Annotated in this window: 15 protein-coding genes, 1 tRNA gene and 2 pseudogenes; 5 read left to right on the top strand and 13 right to left on the bottom strand. The window is 43.0% G+C overall.

Going from position 1 to position 19715, the window contains the following annotated elements:
• Positions 1-3: 3 nt before the first annotated feature.
• Positions 4-79, top strand: a tRNA-Glu gene (locus F967_RS05235).
• A gap of 314 nt (positions 80-393) precedes the next feature.
• On the opposite strand, the pseudogene F967_RS05230 reads toward F967_RS05235, so the two are convergent.
• From F967_RS05230 to F967_RS05200, 7 genes and pseudogenes are all read right to left on the bottom strand, one after another.
• Positions 394-831, bottom strand: a pseudogene (locus F967_RS05230) (DUF2726 domain-containing protein); the annotation flags it as partial.
• A 207-nt stretch (positions 832-1038) separates the two neighbouring features.
• On the bottom strand, positions 1039-2283 hold the full coding sequence (locus F967_RS05225) for an NADH:flavin oxidoreductase/NADH oxidase family protein (protein WP_004798635.1): 1245 nt from the start codon (positions 2281-2283) through the stop codon (positions 1039-1041).
• Between the two features lie 99 nt (positions 2284-2382).
• Positions 2383-3981 carry a dipeptide ABC transporter ATP-binding protein gene (locus tag F967_RS05220; RefSeq protein WP_004798634.1) on the bottom strand — a complete coding sequence of 533 codons (1599 nt, stop codon included), beginning with the start codon at positions 3979-3981 and terminating at the stop codon, positions 2383-2385.
• Complete coding sequence (locus F967_RS05215) at positions 3956-4966, bottom strand: ABC transporter permease (protein WP_004776817.1); 1011 nt, start codon at positions 4964-4966, stop codon at positions 3956-3958. The genes F967_RS05220 and F967_RS05215 overlap by 26 nt, the downstream gene beginning before the upstream one ends.
• Positions 4966-6036: a microcin C ABC transporter permease YejB gene (gene yejB, locus F967_RS05210; protein WP_004681260.1), complete on the bottom strand. Its 1071-nt coding sequence runs from the start codon at positions 6034-6036 to the stop codon at positions 4966-4968. The genes F967_RS05215 and yejB overlap by 1 nt, the downstream gene beginning before the upstream one ends.
• A 20-nt stretch (positions 6037-6056) precedes the next feature.
• Positions 6057-7901 (bottom strand): extracellular solute-binding protein, encoded by a 1845-nt coding sequence (locus F967_RS05205; protein WP_004798632.1) that lies wholly within the window; start codon positions 7899-7901, stop codon positions 6057-6059.
• Between the two features lie 6 nt (positions 7902-7907).
• Positions 7908-11186 carry a LysM peptidoglycan-binding domain-containing protein gene (locus F967_RS05200; protein WP_004798631.1) on the bottom strand — a complete coding sequence of 1093 codons (3279 nt, stop codon included), beginning with the start codon at positions 11184-11186 and terminating at the stop codon, positions 7908-7910.
• A gap of 319 nt (positions 11187-11505) precedes the next feature.
• Here F967_RS05200 and dnaQ point away from each other — a divergent pair, with 319 nt between their 5' ends.
• The 3 genes from dnaQ (at position 11506) to nudC (ending at position 15391) form a co-directional block, all read left to right on the top strand.
• Positions 11506-12864: a DNA polymerase III subunit epsilon gene (gene dnaQ / locus F967_RS05195; RefSeq protein ID WP_034431196.1), complete on the top strand. Its 1359-nt coding sequence runs from the start codon at positions 11506-11508 to the stop codon at positions 12862-12864.
• A 128-nt stretch (positions 12865-12992) separates the two neighbouring features.
• Positions 12993-14639: a hypothetical protein gene (locus F967_RS05190; RefSeq protein ID WP_004798627.1), complete on the top strand. Its 1647-nt coding sequence runs from the start codon at positions 12993-12995 to the stop codon at positions 14637-14639.
• A complete protein-coding gene (nudC, locus tag F967_RS05185; protein WP_004798626.1) occupies positions 14639-15391 on the top strand; it encodes an NAD(+) diphosphatase in 753 nt (250 codons plus the stop codon). The genes F967_RS05190 and nudC overlap by 1 nt, the downstream gene beginning before the upstream one ends.
• Before the next feature lie 18 nt (positions 15392-15409).
• Here nudC and F967_RS05180 read toward each other — a convergent pair whose 3' ends face one another.
• The 4 genes from F967_RS05180 to F967_RS05165 all read right to left on the bottom strand — a co-directional run bounded on the left by F967_RS05180 (position 15410) and on the right by F967_RS05165 (position 18415).
• Positions 15410-16282, bottom strand: coding sequence for an alpha/beta hydrolase (locus tag F967_RS05180; RefSeq protein ID WP_004798624.1), 873 nt, complete (start codon positions 16280-16282; stop codon positions 15410-15412).
• Positions 16283-16285: 3 nt separating this feature from the next.
• Positions 16286-16975 (bottom strand): BON domain-containing protein, encoded by a 690-nt coding sequence (locus F967_RS05175; protein ID WP_378251357.1) that lies wholly within the window; start codon positions 16973-16975, stop codon positions 16286-16288.
• A gap of 87 nt (positions 16976-17062) precedes the next feature.
• The gene (locus F967_RS05170; RefSeq protein ID WP_004681272.1) at positions 17063-17476 is read right to left on the bottom strand and encodes a YraN family protein; all 414 of its coding nucleotides are present in this window, start codon (positions 17474-17476) and stop codon (positions 17063-17065) included.
• Between the two features lie 3 nt (positions 17477-17479).
• Positions 17480-18415 carry a penicillin-binding protein activator gene (locus tag F967_RS05165; protein ID WP_004798621.1) on the bottom strand — a complete coding sequence of 312 codons (936 nt, stop codon included), beginning with the start codon at positions 18413-18415 and terminating at the stop codon, positions 17480-17482.
• Between the two features lie 16 nt (positions 18416-18431).
• Here F967_RS05165 and rsmI point away from each other — a divergent pair, with 16 nt between their 5' ends.
• Positions 18432-19274, top strand: coding sequence for a 16S rRNA (cytidine(1402)-2'-O)-methyltransferase (gene rsmI, locus F967_RS05160; protein ID WP_004759595.1), 843 nt, complete (start codon positions 18432-18434; stop codon positions 19272-19274).
• Positions 19275-19317: 43 nt separating this feature from the next.
• On the opposite strand, the pseudogene F967_RS14120 reads toward rsmI, so the two are convergent.
• Together F967_RS14120 and F967_RS05155 are read right to left on the bottom strand one after the other, a co-directional pair.
• Positions 19318-19404, bottom strand: a pseudogene (locus tag F967_RS14120) (cation transporter); the annotation flags it as partial.
• Positions 19405-19437: 33 nt separating this feature from the next.
• A complete protein-coding gene (locus tag F967_RS05155) occupies positions 19438-19686 on the bottom strand; it encodes a hypothetical protein (protein ID WP_004776805.1) in 249 nt (82 codons plus the stop codon).
• Positions 19687-19715: the final 29 nt, after the last annotated feature.

The following is a 19715-nucleotide window of genomic DNA, read 5'->3' as shown; positions in this document are numbered from 1 at the left end:
GAAGTCCCTATCGTCTAGAGGCCTAGGACATCGCCCTTTCACGGCGGTAACCGGGGTTCGAATCCCCGTAGGGACGCCATTTTTCCCACAGTGTTTTATGCTCGGTATCGAGCTCAGCCATAACCAAGCATAAAACATGTAGTGGTTCATATCCAATAAAATCAGCCATTTGCATAATCTGTGTAGTTGTTGGCTTTCTTCTTCCTGCCTTCCAGTGGCATATAACTGTTGGATCAATATCCAATCTTTCAGCTAATTTTTCATAGCTTCCAAATCGAATTTTATTCATCTCGATGATGTCTTTGAGCATTTCCTCACCTCTTGATTCTGACCAATTTGTCAGGTTTTGCAAAAAAGAAAAGGCTTGGCATTAGCCAAGCCTTTGGAGGTTTAAATGTTGAAGTCAGCCCTTACTTGTTCCAGATCAGGTGTTCGCTTATATCGAATCACTCGAAAACCTGCTTCTGCAACTAAAGCGTCTCTGTCTGCATCTTTATCCTCTTTGCCTTTGTGTGATGAATCATCCAGCTCAACAATTGCAACAATGTTGAACTGCTTGTCTAACACAACAAAGTCAGCCACTTTTCGATTGAATAGATTACGTGTTGCATATCCGCTTGCTGTCATAAATGCACTAAATGCAACTTGTGCCAAGACAATGTGTTCAGGTAATGCCTCCCTCAATCTTAAAAATGTTGGCTGTTCATTCATTGTGATGATGCGTTTACCCTTGATTGGGCTGCGCTTCCCTCCTTTTTTGCCTTTGTTTGCACTGCCTAATAAAATGCCAACGATTGCGAATATAACGATTAAAACAATTATCCAAGTCATCAAAACTTCCCCATATCAAAAGACACATTGTAAGGGAAGTTTTTATAGAAATGTAAACAAGGGGCAAAGTTAGGACATCGCCCTTTCACGGCGGTAACCGGGGTTCGAATCCCCGTAGGGACGCCAAATATTAAAAGGCCACTGCATCAATGAGACAGTGGCTTTTTTTTTCGCTCAAAATAAAGGACTCCGAAGAGTCCTAAAATATTATGCTGATTTACGTGAATTCACCTGTCCTTTGATCACTGCCTTAATATTGCCTTTGGCGTAATTCAGGAACACGATTAAAGGCGATAATTTAGGATTTGGCTTTTTACCTTGCCCAATCGCCTTAAACTGTGCTGCATACCAGATAATTTCCATAATGGCCATTTTATCAACCATTGGGATGCCTGTTTTAATCTGGTTTACGGCATAACGCACATCATTGCCCGCAATTAAACGATCTGTTAAATCAGTTTCAACTGCCAATGGACGGGCAATACCAATAAAGTCACATGCGCCACTTACAAGTGCAGCATTCATGCCTGCAACGGTACGGAAGCCACCTGTTACCATCAACTTACACGATACATGCTGGCGAATCTTTTCAGCAAACTCAAGGAAATAAGCCTCACGTGCAATGGTGCTAGCTTTACGTGATTCAGCTTTTGCGCCTGCCATTGCAGGCGCTTCGTAGGTTCCACCTGAGATTTCAATCAGGTCAATCCCTGCGGCATCAATTGCCTTGAATACGGTGATGACATCCTCTTCAGTAATGCCGCCACGCTGGAAATCAGCCGAGTTGAGTTTGACTGAAATAATGAAGTTTTCTGAAGTCGCAGCACGTACTGCCTTATAAATTTCTAATAAGAAACGGCTGCGATTTTCGATTGAACCGCCCCATTGATCAGTACGTTTATTGGTCAATGGGGATAAAAATTGACTGATCAGATAACCATGCGCACCGTGTAGTTGCACGCCCTCAAAACCTGCTTTTTCACAAATGGCTGCTGCTGTGGCAAAACGCTGGATAATATCCAGAATTTCTTCATGTTTTAGTTCACGAGGCGTACCAAACATGGTGGCCAGCATTGGGCTAAATGGCACAGCCGAAGGTGCAACCGTTTCCTTATTCAAACCTTTTGGACATTGACGACCTGGATGTGACAATTGAATCAATTGTACCATCCCGTATTTTTTACCCACTGCCGCCCACTGCTGTAATTTTGCCAAATCACGTTCAGTTTCAATTACAACCACACCAGGTTCATTCTTGGCAGCGATACTCACCATCACATTGCCTGTAATGGCACAACCTAAACCACCCTTTGCCCAAGCCTCATATAAACCGATATGCAAATCATTCGGTTGTCCATCATGGTTGGCAAGTGCTTCACTCATGGCACCTTTGATAATACGGTTTTTAAATGTGGTATTACGAATCTGGATACTGTCTGCAATCTGACTCATGGTCATCCTCTGCTACAATTAGAGTATTTACTCCAATTTAATCTGATTATTGTTGATGTCAAGCTATCTTCCGATAAATTGACAATATCATATGTCAGTTTAATTACAAGATGCTCCGTACTGGCTGGCTGTGATCAACTGTTGTGTATATTCAGTTTGAGGCTGGTTAAACAGAAGTGCTGTTGCTTGATATTCCACAACTTTGGCTTGGCGCATGACCATGATCTTTTGGCAGAGCGCTTGAATGACTTGTAAGTCATGACTGATAAAGATGTAACTGATCTGGTCTTGCTGCTGTAATCGGCGTAACAATTGAATCATGGCACGCTGTGTACTGCGATCCAGTGCTGAGGTGGGTTCATCCAATATAATAAGTTTGGGTTGTAACACCAAAGCCCTTGCCAATGCCACTCTTTGCCGTTGCCCACCAGACAGTTGATGTGGATATGAATGCTTAGACTCTATTGATAATTCAACTTTACTCAGTACTTCTTCAATTTTATTTGTAATCAATATTTTGGAAATTGATCTAAGCTTTAAGCCCTCCCCAATGATCTGTTCAACTGTCATACGTGGATTTAAGCTGCTCAAAGGGTCTTGAAATACGATCTGAAAATCACTTCGTAAAGGTCTAAGTTGTTTTTGATTCAATTGGTTTAAATTTTTGCCCTGAAAAATAATGTCTCCCTCACTGGCAATCAGACGTGCAATCGCCAGGGCCAAAGAAGATTTTCCCGAACCACTCTCCCCGACGATGCCTAATGCCTCACCCTGCATTAATTCCAGATTAATCGCTTCGGCTGCTACTTTATCGTACTTAATCTGGTTGAATAAGCCGTGTTTAATTGGATATTTTACCGTGACATATTCAAGCCTTAATAACGTTTCTGCTGATTCCAATACCAAAGCCTGTCCAAAATCGTGATTGAGTAAATTTCGGGTACATTCCGTTTTTGGCTGGTCAAAAATTTCAGCAATTGTACCTTGCTCTTCGACTTTGCCTTTATTCAAAACCAGCACATGATCAGCATAACGTTTGACCAGATTGAGGTCATGGCTAATCAAAATCATCGCCATGTTGCGTTGCTGTTGCAGCTTTTTAAGTAATTCCAAAATCTGTGCCTGCAACATCACATCTAAAGCGGTGGTGGGTTCATCGGCAATTAAAATATCAGGTTCTAAAGCCAGCGCCATTGCAATCATGACACGCTGTCGTTGCCCACCCGAAAGCTGATGTGGATAGCATTTTAGAATCTGCTGTGCATCCTCAATGCCCACATCATGTAGTAAATTGATCACTTTTTGCTGAGCTTCTGCTTTGGACAGACCTTGCAAAATCAGATTTTCACCAACGATCTTTTCCACCTTATGTAATGGATTGAGTGCGGTCATGGGTTCCTGAAAAATCATGGCAATACCTTTGCCACGAAGCTGCTGTAATTGTTGCTGGCTAAGCTTTAATAGATCATCATTTTTAAATTGCACCACACCTTGCACAATTAAAGTTTCAGGCAATAAACCCAATAATCCCAAAGCACTGATGGATTTACCCGAACCACTTTCGCCCACCATTGCCAACGTCTGAGCTGGATAGAGCCCGAAATTTAAATCATCCAGCAAGGCCTGCCCTGTTTCATTGACAATGCAAAGCTGCTGTACTTTTAACAACGGCTTAACGTCTTGGGTCAAATGCGTCACGGGCCGCCTCCCCAATATAAATCAACATGGACAACACAATCGCCAAAGTAAAAAAGCCAGATAACACCAGCCACGGTGCCTCCAGATTATTTTTGCCTTGTAACAAGAGTTCACCTAACGACGCGGCATCAGGCGGTAGACCATAACCCAAGAAGTCTAGCGCAGTTAAGGCAATGATATTGGCAGTCAGCATAAAGGGAATCTGCGACAGACTGGAACTCATGGCATTGGGTAAAATATGCTTGAAAATAATCTGACTATCACTCACGCCCAACGCTTGCGCAGCCCTCACATAATCAAAATTTCGGGCACGTAAAAATTCAGCACGCACCAATCCCACCAGTTCTGTCCAGCCAAACAGTAGCATAATCAGAAAAAGCCAATACACGCTAGGGCTAAACATACTCACCAGAATCATCACGATAAACAGCATGGGCAAACCACCCCACACTTCCAAAATGCGTTGTCCAATCAGATCAATCCAGCCTCCATAATAGCCTTGTATTGCGCCAACCATAATACCAATCACAGCCGAACATACAGTCAAAGCCAATCCAAACAATAAGGAAATCCGCAACCCATACAAGATTCGGGCAAATACATCTCGCCCCTGATCATCAGTTCCGAGCCAGTTTTGTAAGCTTGGTTTTGAGGGTACCGGCACGGCAAGAGATAAATTGGGTGATTGATAGGAAAATGGCACAGGCGGAGAAATCATCCAGCCTTGTTGCTGAATCAACTGTTTGACTGCTGGGTCTTGATAATCGGTTGCAGTTTCAAATTGCCCACCGAAAGTCGTTTCTGGATAATCTTTTAAAATTGGAAAATAAAATGTCTGCTGATAACGCACCAATAAAGGACGATCATTGGCAAGCCATTCCGCACATAAAGACAGGATAAAAATAATCAGAAATACGATTAAACAGCGAAAACCCAATTTATTTTGTCGAAAACGATGGAAACGCTGCTGCATTAAAGGCGACATTATTTACCACCTCTTGCTTCAAAATCAATCCGAGGATCAATCACTTGATAAAGCAAATCGCCAATTAAACGCAGGATCATGCCAAACAAGCTGAATAAAAATAAGGTGCCGAAAATCACTGGATAATCACGTTGAGTAATCGCCTCAAACCCTAATAAACCAATGCCATCAAGATTAAAAATAATCTCGATAAATAAATTACCGACAAAGAAAATCCCGACCAATGCTTCAGGTAAAGCTGCCACAATCACCAAGCTTGCATTACGAAAGACATGACCATAGAGCACCTGACGATCACTTAAACCTTTAGACCGTGCGGTCAGCACATAAGGTTTTTGCAATTCTTCCACAAATGAATATTTAGTCAGATAGGTCAAGGCTGCAAAACTGCCTAACACCATACTCAAAATCGGCAAGCACATATGCCAGAGATAATCTTTAATTTTTTCCAATAGACTGAGTTGGGCAAAATTTTCTGAAACCAGACCTTGTAATGGAAACCATTGCAAATAACTGCCACCTGCAAAAAATACAATCAACACAATGGCAAACACAAACGATGGAATGGCATAACTGACAGCCAATAACAAGGAAGTCGATTGATCAAACACCAGACCATTTTTTTTGGCTTTCTTCATCCCCAATGGAATCGCAATCAGGTAAATCAGGAAAGTGCTCCACAAGCCTAGAGACAAAGTGACAGGCAGTTTTTCATAAAGCAGTTGCGTAACAGGTTTATCCTTAAAAAAGCTTGTACCAAAATCGAATGTTAAATATCCCTTGATCATCAACCAGAAACGTTCATACGCAGGACGATCAAAACCATATTGTGCTTTAATTTTATCAACCATTTCAGGACTGAGACCACGCGCGCCCTGATATTGCGCCAAGTTACTTAGGCTAGATGAAGCGCTTGTTCCTGTACCTAAACCCTGTGCATTTTGTATTTGTTGAATGGCTTGTTCGACAGGTCCACCTGGCGCAATCTGCACAATCATAAAGTTAATCAACACAATGAAAAATAATGTGGGAATCATCAATAACATTCTTTTCAGAATATAGTGAGACATTTAAATATCCTTGATTATTTTCATTGATGTTTTTGGATAGCTTGTTCTAGCTTGCTGGCTTTATCTGCATCCACCCACCAATACTCCCAACCTACTGAAAGCTTTGGTTTGATTTGAGGCTGTCGATAAATATCCCAATAGGCAAACCAGCGTTCAGGCTTGCCATAAGTCAGGATTTGATAATAGCCTGCCCGCAACAAACGATCCAGCACACGGGTATACAGCACTACTTCATCACGGCGTTTGGCAGCCACAATCTTGTCAATCATCTGGTCAATCGCAGGATTCTTAATTCCTGAATAATTATAGTTATTCGACTCATCTGCGGCAGCACTGCTCCAAAACTGCGCCTGTTCCTTACCTGGGGTTAAAGTCTGTGGCATTTTCATCACCATCATATCAAAGTCCTGACGGCGAATCCGTTCCATATACTGCGGCACATCCACTTGCCTCAGCTTGACCTGAATCCCTAAACGATTCAAATTACGTACAAAGGGCATCAACTCACGTTGTGGATTTTCCAGTTGCATGAGCAGTTCAATTTGAATCAGTTTGCCCTGCCGATCATATAACTTGCCATTGCGAATCATATAGCCCGCATCTTTTAGAATTTTTTGGGCAATCAATAAATTCTGACGGTTAAAACCGCTGCCATCCGATACAGGATAATGCCAATCGGCCAACACACCTTGTCGCATGACAGGATCAAGCCGTTTCAGAAAAGGCTGAATGATGTTTAATTCTGCTGTACTAGGCTTGCCTGTTGCAGCCAAATCCGTATTATCAAAATAGCTTTGTAAACGTCGGTTTTGATTAAAAAATAATGCTTTATTTTGCCATTCAAAATCGTAGGCATAGGTTAAAGCTTTACGCAGATGAATATCATTTAAAGGTGAACGGCGAATATTAAATACCAGACTTTGAATATCTAAGGGTGTACCTAGACGGGCTTTATACTTTTTGATCCAGCCCGATTGCATCGCTGGAAAATGGTAAGCGGTTATCCAGTTACGGATATTTTTTTCTTCGTATAAATAAAATTGTCGGGATTTAAAACCCTCAAAACTGACCTCTAAATTACGGTAATAGACATATTTCAGCCGATCAAAATTATAACGCCCTTTATTGACAGGCAAGTCTCTGGCCCAATAATTTGGACTACGTTTATAGCTTATACTCCGCCCTGCATCAATACGCTCCAGCATATAGGGACCAGAGCCAACGATGGGTTGGAGTGTGACCCGAGTAAAATCTTTATTGTTCCAGTCCTGCTTGGAATAGATGGGTAGGCTTGCCACAATCAGCGGCATTTCCACATTATTCCTGGATTTAAAAATAAATTTAACCTGATACCTGGAAATAACTTCTGTTTTTGCCAAATCGGACAAATACATTTGAAAACCCAGATTGGCTTTGGTCTGGTAGGTATCAAAAGTAAATTTAACATCGTCTGCGGTGACAGGCTGACCATTATTGAAACGGGCTTTAGGATTGAGGTGGAAAATTACAAATCGCAGGTCATCAGGATCATAACTGACTTTTTCGGCCAATAGGGGATACATCACCCGTGGCTCATCCAAAGAACGGTCCATCAGACTATCAAATAGATAATTCACGCCCTCTGTGGCACTGCCTTTACCATTCATGCTATTTAAATTGTCAAACGTTCCCAGACTGGATTGGCTAAGCACTCCACCTTTCGGTGCATTCGGATTGGCATAAGGCATGGCGTGTAATTGTGCGTATTTTGGGGTCACATGCATTGCCAAATAAGGCGTGGTATGTACGGCTGCAAATGAGAACTGAGCAAAAAGGCTTAGTCCATACAATAGACTAAGCCTCTTGCTAGCAAGCAACGCAATCATGCGCAATTACAGGTTCGGGACTTTAATCACATCACCAATACGCAATTGAGTTTTTGGGGTAAGATCATTCATCTCAGCCAGTGCATTAATTTCCATGCCATACTTACTCGCCAGACCAATCAAGGTATCACCACGTTTTACCTTATACTCTGTTACCGTTTTTGGAATGGAGATACTCTGACCACGTTGCAGGCTGGTAGTGGCTTTTAGATCATTCAACTCTGCCAGTTCACGTCCAGACATGCCTAAACGGCTGGCAATGCTGTTCAGTGACTCACCTGCTTTCACTGTATATTTTTCAGTGTTCTTGCTCGATACCGACTTGATGTTGGAAGCACTCTTGCCATTATATGCTTTGGCAGATTCAGCTTTTGGCACATCACCTGCCAGTTTAAGTTTTTGTCCAATACGAACATTACTGTCACGAGACAAGTTGTTTAAGGCAGCAACATCTTCAAGCTGTAAGGCATAGCGGTTCGCAATACTGGTTAAAGTATCTCCAGACTTCACTGTGTAAGTATCTGGCACACTGTCTTCTTTAGCTTTGGCATTAGCACTACTATTATTTGCTTTAGTTGGCGCATCACCCGTGAGTTTTAAACGCTGACCAACACGCACACCAGCCGTTCTCTCCAGTCCATTCAAGTCCGCAATATAGTTGACGGTCAGGTCATATTTGCTGGCAATTGCATTGAGGCTGTCGCCAGACTGAACCACATATTGCTCAGGAACAGTTGAACCTGCTGGAATCTTGATGGTCTGCCCTAGACGAACACCACTATTGGATTTCAGCTTATTTAACTCGGCCAATTCATTCAGGGTGATTTTTGATTTTGTCGCAATACTGGATAAGGTATCACCACGTTGAACCGTGTAGTTCTCAGTCTTGTAGCTGGTTGATGCGCTTACATTTTCATACTTAACCGTATTTTTAGGCTCGACATTATCCTCAGTTTGTGACACTTCATGCAGGGGCACATTAATTTTCTGCCCCACCAACAAGTTGCTACCCGATGTCAGTCCTGGCGTTAAATCAGCCAGCTCCTGATTCGACAAGGCATAGCGGTCCGCAATCAGTTTTAGATATTCACCACGTTTCACCGTATAGGACTTGGTCGCCACTTTTTGGGCTGTGGATGTCTTTGTCTCTGGCACACGTACTGTTTGTTGATTGTTACGCGTATTGGTTTTAGGCTCAACCAATGTGAGCTTTTGCCCTACAAACAAGCCGTCAGTTACAGAGAGATTATTATAGTCAGCCAATTGTTTGAGACTTAGATCAAAACGCGCCGCTAAATTGGTCAGACTATCACCTGACTGCACCACATAACTTTCTGGCTTCCTTTCCACCGCCTTGGAGGTGTCAGCTTGTGGTTTTGCATCATAGAGATACAGACTGGCCCCGACAAACAATTTACCTGCTGGGTCAATCTGGTTCCATTGGGCAATGTCACGCCAATTCACCCCATTCTTTTGGGCAATTGAGGCCAGCGTATCGCCAGACTGAACGGTATAGGTACTGCGCTTGCCTTTTGGTGCGACCACCACAACATCGGTATCGGTCTTGATGTAAGGCTTACCCTGATTACGTTTGGCCTCATCACTATTGGCAATTTCTGGGCTTTCAGCCAAGGTTTTTGGATAAGCAAAGCCCTTGCTGACTTCCTGACCTTTCTGATCGGCAACCGATTGGCTGGTCTGTATGGCGGTCAGCTTAATCTTGCCATCAAATGGATCAACAATTTCTGTACCCTGTGGAGCAATGGCCTTAATTTCAGCAACCACCTGATCTTTTTCAGCCTGTGTTGCCTGTGGTTGCAGAACTTGTGTTACCGTTTTTTTCTCACCCTCTTGCTTCACCGCAGCAACAATCTGCTCACGCTCCTGCACTGAAATTGGCCGTTCAATCCTAATAGGTTTAACATTTGGAGCTGGTGTAATCGCTACAGGAATACGCGGTGCACTCGGCACATCCGCCGCCGCCGCAAAAGAGGCCAAGGCATTTGACCCCATAGGAGTGGCTATCTTGGTCGGCGTTTTTGTTGTTGTGGTGGTAACGGGTACAGTATTGGTCTTCGTGGTTAATGGTGGCGGTGGTGTGGTGGATGGCTTAACGATTTGCCCCACATTGCCTATAGTTGAGGTGGTTGTGCGTACTGTGGTTGAGCTGGTTAATGGGTTCATTGCAGGTGGCGACGCACTACTTGCCCAGAATCCACCAGAACCTGCCTTGCCAGAACGTAATTTTCCATCAATCGATGGACTTAAATCCGCAGGAATCAGGATGCGCATTGGACTCATCGGGTCAACCATCTCACCACGGTAGGCTGGGTTCAATGTATACAGTTCGGCGCGGCTTAGCCCCGTAATTGAAGCAATCTGGTTTAACTCAAGCGGTGCAGATAAAGCAACTTCACGAAAGTGAGGTCGGTTGGCAATTGGAGGCAATGCCACACCATAAGCGCCGGGGTTTTTAATAATTTGTGCAACTGCCAGAAAACGGGGAACATAGTTCATGGTTTCCTGTGGCAATTTCAAGGACCAGTAGTCAGTTGGCAACCCAGCCGCCTTATTACGGTTAATTGCCTGCTGGATTCGACCTGGCCCTGCATTATAGGCAGCCAGTGCCAGTTCCCAAGAACCAAATTGATTATATAAGCTGCCTAAAAACTCATAAGCGGCACGCGTGGACTCAACCACATCACGGCGGCCATCATATAAACTGGTTTGCTGCAAACCGTAAATACGTCCCGTACTTGGAATAAACTGCCACAAACCCGCGGCTGCCGCACTACTGGTTGCCGCTGGGTCATAAGAGCTTTCAATTACGGGCAAAAGTGCCAATTCAGTCGGCATACCACGGCGTTCAGCCTCTTTTACAGTGTGGTATAAATAACGGCTGGCACGCGCACTTAAACGGTCCAGATAAGGTTGACGGGAAATAAACCAGCTACGCTGCGCCTCGATACGCGAGTCCCAATGGTTTAAGTCCATCTTGAAACCCACAGTCATCCGTTTCCAGACATCACCATGTTTTAAGACTAAAAGACGGTCGCCCTCCACCGCACGCATATCGGTTGCGGAAAGCAGGTCTTCCAGAGAATCCAGACTGTTTGCATCCAAAAGGCCTGAACCCACTTGTTTTGAAGATGAAACCTTGCTTGTCTGAGGGGTTGATGAACAACCTGTGGTCATTCCCAACGCGGCTAGAGCGGAAGTGAGTACAGTAATTTTGAATAATGATGTTGCAGATGTTTGCCACACCAATGTGCTCGATTTATACATAAAAACTTCCAGTCAACTCACGCTAGTTCTTTTTCAATTAGCCATTGTAGTAAAGCATGCCGCTTAGACAAGGCAATAATTTAGCGTGATGTGCATGGAAATGTTACAAGAAATTAAAAAATATGTATTTTGTAACGTTCAGGGCAAGAATTTCACCTTACAATACAAGAAATAGGATGGAAATGCTAAAATCTTCCATCCATATGGGCAAACTACAGTGTTATTCCAATTGCTCAAGGTCACAGCAGAATATTTGTTTAATACAATTTAGATGGCAATGCTGGAAACTTTTTATTCGATTTATGATTTAGGTTCAGATATGTCACAAACAATCACACTCTATGTTGATGGCGCATGCAAGGGCAACCCAGGTTTAGGGGGTTGGGGTGCATACATCATTACCGAACAGGGTGAACACAAGCTGTGTGGTGGCGAACCAGAAACAACCAACAACCGCATGGAACTGACTGCTGCAATTGAGGGAATTGCATTTTGCCCAACTGATGCACACCTCATCATCTGGACAGACTCCAATTATGTCAAGCAAGGCATCACTGAATGGATTCATGGCTGGAAAAAGAAGAACTGGAAAGATGTCAAAAACCCAGACCTCTGGAAAAAACTTGATGCAACCTGTGCCAACCGTGAGATTGAGTGGAACTGGATAAAAGGTCATGCAGGTCATGCGGGCAATGAAATGGCAGATCAACTGGCCAATTTGGGTGCGGAACAGACTGCCAAACAACTAAAATCCACAACACAGGCTAACGCTGATACAAAAAAGCCTGAACCAGATTGGCTTCTGGACGATCCTTTTGGTTTAGATATGATGGCGGATCAGGACGAAATTGAGGAAGAGCTTGAAATAGAAATAAATGTTCAGGACAATATGGCTGAAACAGAGATATTGCCCGACACCTCAGCAACACCAGCAAGCAGCCTACATCCACAAATTGTTGTGACTGAAGCCAAGTTAAATCTTCAGGGCCCGCGCCAGCTGATTCTGGATACCGAAACCACAGGTTTTTATTATCAGGATGGCGACCGCATTATTGAGGTGGGCGCGATTGAAATGATCAACCGCAAACTGACGGGCAGCTCGATTCATATTTATATCAACCCTGAAAAACCTGTTGGTGACTCAGAGGCCATCCACGGCATCACCGACGATTTTCTACAAGACAAGCCCAAATATGCAGAAATTGCCGATACGCTATTTGCCTACTTAAAAGGTGCCGAGATCATTGCACACAATGCAACTTTCGATATGAACTTCCTCGACATGGAGTTCAAGCGTGCTGGCCTGCCCTTACTTTCCGAAGTGTGTGAAGTGACCGACACATTGGCACTGGCAAAAAATAAGCATCCTGGCCAAAAAAATTCTTTGGATGCTTTGGTGAGGCGTTACGAAATTCCTGCGCGGGACCGTACTTTCCACGGTGCGTTACTGGATGCCGAGATTCTGGCAGATGTCTACCTTGCCATGACGGGTGGACAGGTTTCCTTTGATATAGATGCCCTGTCACAAACGGAACAAGGTCAAAATAAAAACACCCGTCAACGTGTGCAGATTGAGCTTCCTGTCATTTATGCATCAGGTGATGAATTGGCCCAACATGAGACATGGGTCAAACAATTTGAACAGAAACATGGAAAGCCTTGCTTTTTTGCAAAATAAATTTACTGATCAATGTTATTTTTTGTATTTCAAGCTTTGAAAGTTACGCTATATTAGCCTATAGAACATTTAAACCTCCTGTTGCGGGAGGTTCATGGATATAACAACTCAGGAAAGGTGTAGGTCATATGTCTTACCAAACCTCGATTCATTTCGACCCAACGGCATTACTAATAATAAAAAATGAAATCGACAATTCGATTAAATTGGTGGAGACAGCAGTTAATACGCTTGCTGAAGAACAAGCCTTACCTTTTGGTATTGATGACGCACTCAATCAGTTTGAGCAATGCACACAGGTGCTTGCCCTGATTGATATGCCGCATTTGTCACAGATCACCGAGTATTCGGCTGAGTTGATGCGCAAGATCATGGCTCAACCGCAGCAAATCAAGACCAGTGATGTGGTTACCCTCAGTGAAGGCACCACCATGCTGAAGCGCTATATCGAGTTTATCAGCCTGCGTGAAGTCAAGGTTCCCCAGTTCCTGCTGGATACCCTGAACCGTTTGGAAAAAGCGCTGGGCAAACCAATCACCAAAGAAGGCCAGACCATTCAGCCTTTGCTGGACTGCATCACACCAAACTTTAATCTGCCACAGGCGCCAAGTCTGGAAAAATCCCAATATATTCACCAGCTTTACAAGCTGTGCCTAAACAAGCTGATCAAGCAGGCAGAAACGCCTCTGGACTTGCAGGGCATCAAACTTGTTGGTGTCTACCTTGCGGGCATGGCTTCAAATCTTCCCAGTCAGCAATACTGGCAACTGGTCAATGTTGGTTTAAGCCATATTGAAGAACTGCTGATCACCGAAGCGCGTTTACGCACCCTGATTCAGGTTGAAACCAATATTGGCAAATTCCTGGCACAGCAGTCTGCCTACCAAAGCAACCTGAGCGATCTTGCTGATATTCTCAGCATCTGCATTAGTCAGGAAGATGATGTTTCCCAGCATATCCGTGAACAGCTCAACATTGGCGATGAGTTATTAAGCGATACCCAGTTGCAGGTGCTCAGCCGTCATTTGTATGGCCCTGACTATGAAACCATTCATACCATCAGCCAGTTGATGACCAATGAAATGGCGCAGATTCGTAATGAAATTGAATACAATCATCAGAATATGTCAACTGAGAAAACTCAGGAACTACAACTGAAGCTGAACCAGCTTGCGAATGTGTTCAAGGTGCTTAACCTGAACGAGGCGGCAAAAGAGCTGATCCAGCAGGCAGAGAAGCTTAGCCAATCCAACACTTTAACGGATGTGGCTTCAGTACAGCAGTTGATGAACAGTATTTTAGCGTCGATGAACTCAATCGGCATTTTGGAACGTAACTACACCTCTAGCCGTTTGCAGTTGCGTGTCAACAACATGCATATCTCACTAGACCGTTTAGATGAAGCACATATGGCGTTGTTGACTGAGACAAAAACACTGATTGAAACACTGACCCAGACCCTAAGCCTGTATGTTCAGGACCCAGCCGCACATAGTCTGGAGGCATTACCAGAATATCTTAAGGAGCTTGCTGGTGCTGCCGAGTTCCTTGGCAATTCTGCTCAACAGACAGCATTGTTGACTGCGGCAAATTTTGCCCAGAAGCGTCTGGACCAGAATCTGGCTTTGGATGCAGAGCAGGTGAACTGCATTTTAAATGTGGTTGCAGGTCTGGATTTACTGGTGGATAACCTTAAGAATAAACAACCTGTATTGCAATCCATGTTTGATGTGGCATTATCAAGCAGTCAGCAATTACAAAACATCGCCGCATAATGACTCAGCTCTCACTTGCTTATATTTTTCAACATCAAAAACTGTTAGTTGATGAAAACCTGCAACTGCCAAAGGTTGAAAAATTAGCAAGTGATTTACCCTTGAATCATAATGATCACGTTATTGCGCGTGATCTACTTGAAAATGAAGCCATTCCCGATGGCTATCAGCTCGTTCCAATCCGTGAACTGATTCAGTCATGGTCAACTACAGAATTTCTTCAAGCCAGTCGAGCAGTGCAACTATTAGAATGGCGACGTAATCATAAATTCTGTAGCCATTGCGGTCATATAACTGAAATTCACGCCAAAGAATACGCAATGGTTTGCCCAGCTTGTGGCTATCATCAATATCCTCGCGTTCAGCCTTGTATTATTACAATCATTACCAAAGGTGATGATGAAATCTTACTTGCGAAATCGGCGCATAATAAAAGTAATATGTACGGGCTAATTGCCGGATTTGTTGAAGTCGGAGAAACATTAGAAGAAGCTGTGCAACGAGAGGCTTTTGAAGAAGTCGGTTTAAAACTAAAAAATATTCGTTATATGTCGAGCCAACCGTGGCCATTTCCAAGTAATTTAATGATTGCTTTTCATGCTGAATATGATTCAGGTGATATTCAATTACAAGTGGAAGAAATTAGCGAGGCTCAATTCTTTAAGTTTGATCAACTACCTGAAATTCCATTTAAAGGTAGTATTGCACATGCAATGATTATGCAAATCGTTGAGAATAAAAAAGCATCTTAATCAAGATGCTTTTTATATTTAATCTTCTAAAGCTTCATCTAAGAAATGCAAAATCGTTCGCTTGGTTTTGAAGTAATGACTTACAAAACTGGCCAAAGTCGCCACAATGGTAATGTGTCTAGTCTTAGGAATAATCATCACATGGCTATGATTACCCTTTTCTCTCAATGCCTTATCAAGATCGAAACTATTATGATTACCAACCAACTGATCATTCTCAGCCATCAATAGATAATGTTTAATCTTATTCGGATTAATAAAATAATACGGCATCACTTGTTGGTACGATGTTTTTGGATCAAATGCATGTTCAGATAAAGGATCATCTTTATAGTCAAAATGATACGGGCCAGCCAAACCCACAATTGCCTTAATATTATCTGTATATTTAAATTGCTGAGGCTGAGCAGAATACACCACAGACATCACATTAAAGGCACCCGCAGAATGTCCCATCAGAATGATGTTTTTAGTTGAGATATTCAGCTTAACTTTATTTTGATTCAAATAATGAATCGCTTGCGCTAGATCATCAACAAATGCTGGAAAGATATTCTCTGGAGCAAGTTGATAATTAATCACAGCAACATCAAAGCCTTCTCGAGCAAAGGTTTCGCCAATGAATAAATAATCTCTCTTATTACCATGTTGCCATGATCCACCATGTACAAAAACAATCAAAGGTTTTTGTTTCTTTGGATTCTTGGTTCGATAAAGATCCAGTCGATTTCTGGCTTTTAACCCATAAGCAAGATGTTCTTCTTTTTCAAAAGTATCCTTTGGCGTCAAATAATTGATTGAATAGCTGGCAAAATCATACAGGCGAAATTCCTGATATAAGTTTTTCGCCCGTATCACGTTTTCTTGTACTTGCTGAATAAGTTGCTTCATAAATTAAGGTGCGGTTGGTGTCGTCGTCACGGGTTCATCTTGATCAGGATCAATTGCAACTGGTGTTTCAACTAAAGGCTGTGTTGTCGCTGCACCGACCATTGGCGTGGCAGCAGATGAGTTCATCGTCCCCGAAGATTGATCAATGTTGTCAATCAGCGTGACAATTTTACTCACATTGCCCACTTTTTGTAAGACATCATCCAAATCTTTCACTTCAGCGGTATTAAGGCGCCCCATCACATACAGCACACCGTTTTCAGTATGTACCAGTACTTTGCTGTCAGAAACCACAGGAGCTTTCATCAGTAGACCACGGGTGTTCGCCGTTACCGTTGCATCCTGCATGATGGTGCTATAGCTTACTTTATCGCCTACAGTGATGTAGTTGTGAACCGCCTTAACATCGCTCATGGCGCGCAGGTTATCTTCCGCCAACTGTTTTAAGTAAGGATCGGGAACCTGGCCAGTCAACAAAACATTACTGTGGAAACTTTCAATATTGATACGTGACTGCTTAAAGCGATGGTCTAGTTTGTATAGGTTGATATTTGCAGTACGCTTGATTGAAGAATCAATAAAAACCTGCCCTAAACTACGTTCACCACTGTTTGTACCAACAGGCGCCGATCCTGTTCCACCAGAAATAAAACTCGCACATCCCGATAGACTTGCAACGCAAACCAACGTCATCGTTAAACGTTTCAACACTTGGCAAGACTCCCTATCCACTAACTTATTCAATCTACTGCACTTGCCTTGAAATGACTCAACCGTATCTCAATCCAAAGTAAACGCATGTTTAATCCATTGCTGATCATACTGCAATTTTGAAAAATCTGGTTGTACTGTTTTTGCAAGTTTCTGTGGAAAATCAAAACAGATCACATCAAAACGACAGTCAAAATTGTAATAATTGGGGTATCTTTGTAAAAAGAACTGCGCCGTCTTAATAATCTTACGTTGCTGTGAATACGAAATCACTTCACAGGCCTCTGCATAACTGCCTGCGGAACGGGCTTTCACCTCCACAAAAACCAGCTCATTGTCACGTTTGACAATCAGGTCAATTTCCCCAAAACGTGAATGGTAGTTTTTATTGACATATTGATACTGCTGGGACTGTAAAAATAGCAATGCCGTTTGTTCTGCCCACTGTCCCAAGAGATGTTTCTGCTGTTCGATTGTGCCCATATCTTATTTTAAAATTTCAATGCTATTTTTTTGCTGTCTATAACAATAAGGCTGCCTAGAGATTTTATGGTCTTTTAGCTCAATTGCACCTGTGCGTCCAACAAAAGAGAACTGCACCTGTCCAGTTTGCTCAAGGAACTGTTGACTGATGCTCCATGCATCACCCCCAAAAGCCAGCAAACGTTGAAATGCCATATTTTCAGGCTGTTCCTTGTAGGCTTCAATTAAGTCTGCCCATTGACCATTATATAACGCGGGGACATCACAGAAACTCAATCCCAAAGGTATGGACTGCCCCTGTTCAATACTTAGGGGTGTCGCATAAATATTTTTCTCAGGTAATGATCCCAGTTGTTCCATCCATTGATGGTCACCCAATAGCAACACGCCCTCTTTTCTGGAGAGTTTTTTCGGTAACTGATTGACCATTGCAATATCTGAACCAAAATCAGCCATCAATGCCACTAAAAAAAGCTCAGTGGCTGACTCAGTTCCTGTCTGGCGTAAAACAAATAGTTTTTTCACCCCATCTTTTTTCAGCAGTTGGTTGAGGGCAACCGCATCATCCTGCTTGGCCAGACTATATTGCCAGACATTGGCTGACTGTGTGTTGACATCATTAAGGGCCAGTACAGGAATTTTGGGACTAAGCTGTATAACGTTTTCAACTTCAGGTCTTGCCAATGGCCCAACAATCAGTCTGGTCTTATGGGTGACTTTTTTCTTAAAAATTGAGTCGATGCTATTTTTTGCGGAATCTACAAAAATAATTTTTTCTTTGCTGCCAGATGCTGTATAAGCACTCAGGAAACCACGTTTGATGCTCTGGCCTGCTCGCGCCATCGTGCCAGATTCAGGTAAAATCACCAGTACGTCCGCATAGGCTGGACTCATACATGCTGCCAAACAGAGTAGCAGCCAATATTTTTTGTAAGACATGAGGGAGTTACCTTTTATGAGTGCTCAATTATTTGTTGTAGCAACCCCGATTGGGCACTTGGATGACATGACCTTTCGTGCAATTGATATTTTAAAGTCTGTATCGGTGGTTGCAGCAGAAGATACTCGTCAATCTGCTCAGTTATTTAAGCACTATAATATCTCAACTCCGTTAACAGCGTGTCATGATCACAACGAAAGTAACAAAATTGATCAACTTATTCAAAGAATGTTAAATGGTGAAAGTATTGCGCTGATTAGTGATGCGGGAACACCGTTAATTAGTGACCCTGGATTTAAGTTAGTACGCGCAGCACAAGAACGTGGCATTCGTGTAATCCCCGTCCCAGGTGCCTGTGCTGCAATTGCGGCATTAAGTGCAGTGGGCTTACCGAGTGACCGCTTTAGTTTTGAGGGTTTTTTACCATCGAAAGCATCGCAACGAATCAGCCAGCTTGAAAAGCTCAAAGATGAAACCCAAACCCTGATTTTCTATGAAGCGCCACATCGTATTTTAGACAGTATTAAAAATATGGCTGAGGTATTTGGTGAAGATCGTCCTGTCGGTTTTGCCCGTGAAATTACCAAGACTTTTGAAACCATCAAAAAAATGACCTTAAAAGAATTGGTCACGTTTATTGAAAATGATCACAACCAGGAAAAAGGTGAAATTGTGGTTGTGGTGGGTGGTGCATCTGCGGAAAAAGATGTGGAGCAGGATAAACTGGATGAGTTGTTAAAACGCTTATTGCAGGATTTATCGGTAAAAGCAGCGTCACAATTGGCCGCTGATTTAACGGGTATAAAAAAGAAAGTTGCTTATCAACGGGCTCTGGAACTCACCCAACAAGATCAATAAAACCTAAGGGGGGATTAAAAAAATCTCCCCTTATCATCTCAGCCAATGAAATTGCATAGTTAGCAGCATCACCTGCAAAATCCAGCGCATCGACCCATAACGATACAGAACGGGCATGTGAGCCACCAATAAAACCGTGATGCTTTTTTATGTCAATTCAGACTTAATCTTGATGCTCACCTGGCGGAACCTCAGTAATGCGTCCACCACGTGCAAGAAATGCAGCTAATTCGTCTTCCAAAGCCTGACGCTGCTTCTGTTTCGCAGTCACAGTTAGCGTTTCAGCTTCAGCTAGATCAGCATCATCAATCGTTGCTTCTTCGGTATTTGCACCGCTTTCTGCGGCTTTCGCTTCTTCATCGTCTACCGCAGAATCTTCAGTATTTTCGTCGTAATCATTCATTTCCGTCATATTACTCTCCCCACAATGACTCAACTCTC

This window comes from Acinetobacter sp. CIP 102637, from assembly GCF_000368425.1.
Lineage (GTDB): Bacteria > Pseudomonadota > Gammaproteobacteria > Pseudomonadales > Moraxellaceae > Acinetobacter > Acinetobacter parvus.
This window is presented reverse-complemented; position numbering and strand designations above follow the sequence as displayed.

Excerpts from the sequence above, each read along its gene's own strand:
- F967_RS05225 (WP_004798635.1), bottom strand. The coding sequence starts at position 2,283 with ATGAGTCAGATTGCAGACAGTATCCAGATTCGTAATACCACATTTAAA.
- F967_RS05215 (WP_004776817.1), bottom strand. The coding sequence starts at position 4,966 with ATGTCGCCTTTAATGCAGCAGCGTTTCCATCGTTTTCGACAAAATAAA.
- yejB (WP_004681260.1), bottom strand. The coding sequence starts at position 6,036 with ATGTCTCACTATATTCTGAAAAGAATGTTATTGATGATTCCCACATTA.
- F967_RS05205 (WP_004798632.1), bottom strand. The coding sequence starts at position 7,901 with ATGATTGCGTTGCTTGCTAGCAAGAGGCTTAGTCTATTGTATGGACTA.
- F967_RS05200 (WP_004798631.1), bottom strand. The coding sequence starts at position 11,186 with ATGTATAAATCGAGCACATTGGTGTGGCAAACATCTGCAACATCATTA.
- dnaQ (WP_034431196.1), top strand. The coding sequence starts at position 11,506 with ATGTCACAAACAATCACACTCTATGTTGATGGCGCATGCAAGGGCAAC.
- F967_RS05190 (WP_004798627.1), top strand. The coding sequence starts at position 12,993 with ATGTCTTACCAAACCTCGATTCATTTCGACCCAACGGCATTACTAATA.
- nudC (WP_004798626.1), top strand. The coding sequence starts at position 14,639 with ATGACTCAGCTCTCACTTGCTTATATTTTTCAACATCAAAAACTGTTA.
- F967_RS05180 (WP_004798624.1), bottom strand. The coding sequence starts at position 16,282 with ATGAAGCAACTTATTCAGCAAGTACAAGAAAACGTGATACGGGCGAAA.
- F967_RS05175 (WP_378251357.1), bottom strand. The coding sequence starts at position 16,975 with ATGACGTTGGTTTGCGTTGCAAGTCTATCGGGATGTGCGAGTTTTATT.
- F967_RS05170 (WP_004681272.1), bottom strand. The coding sequence starts at position 17,476 with ATGGGCACAATCGAACAGCAGAAACATCTCTTGGGACAGTGGGCAGAA.
- F967_RS05165 (WP_004798621.1), bottom strand. The coding sequence starts at position 18,415 with ATGTCTTACAAAAAATATTGGCTGCTACTCTGTTTGGCAGCATGTATG.
- rsmI (WP_004759595.1), top strand. The coding sequence starts at position 18,432 with ATGAGTGCTCAATTATTTGTTGTAGCAACCCCGATTGGGCACTTGGAT.
- F967_RS05155 (WP_004776805.1), bottom strand. The coding sequence starts at position 19,686 with ATGACGGAAATGAATGATTACGACGAAAATACTGAAGATTCTGCGGTA.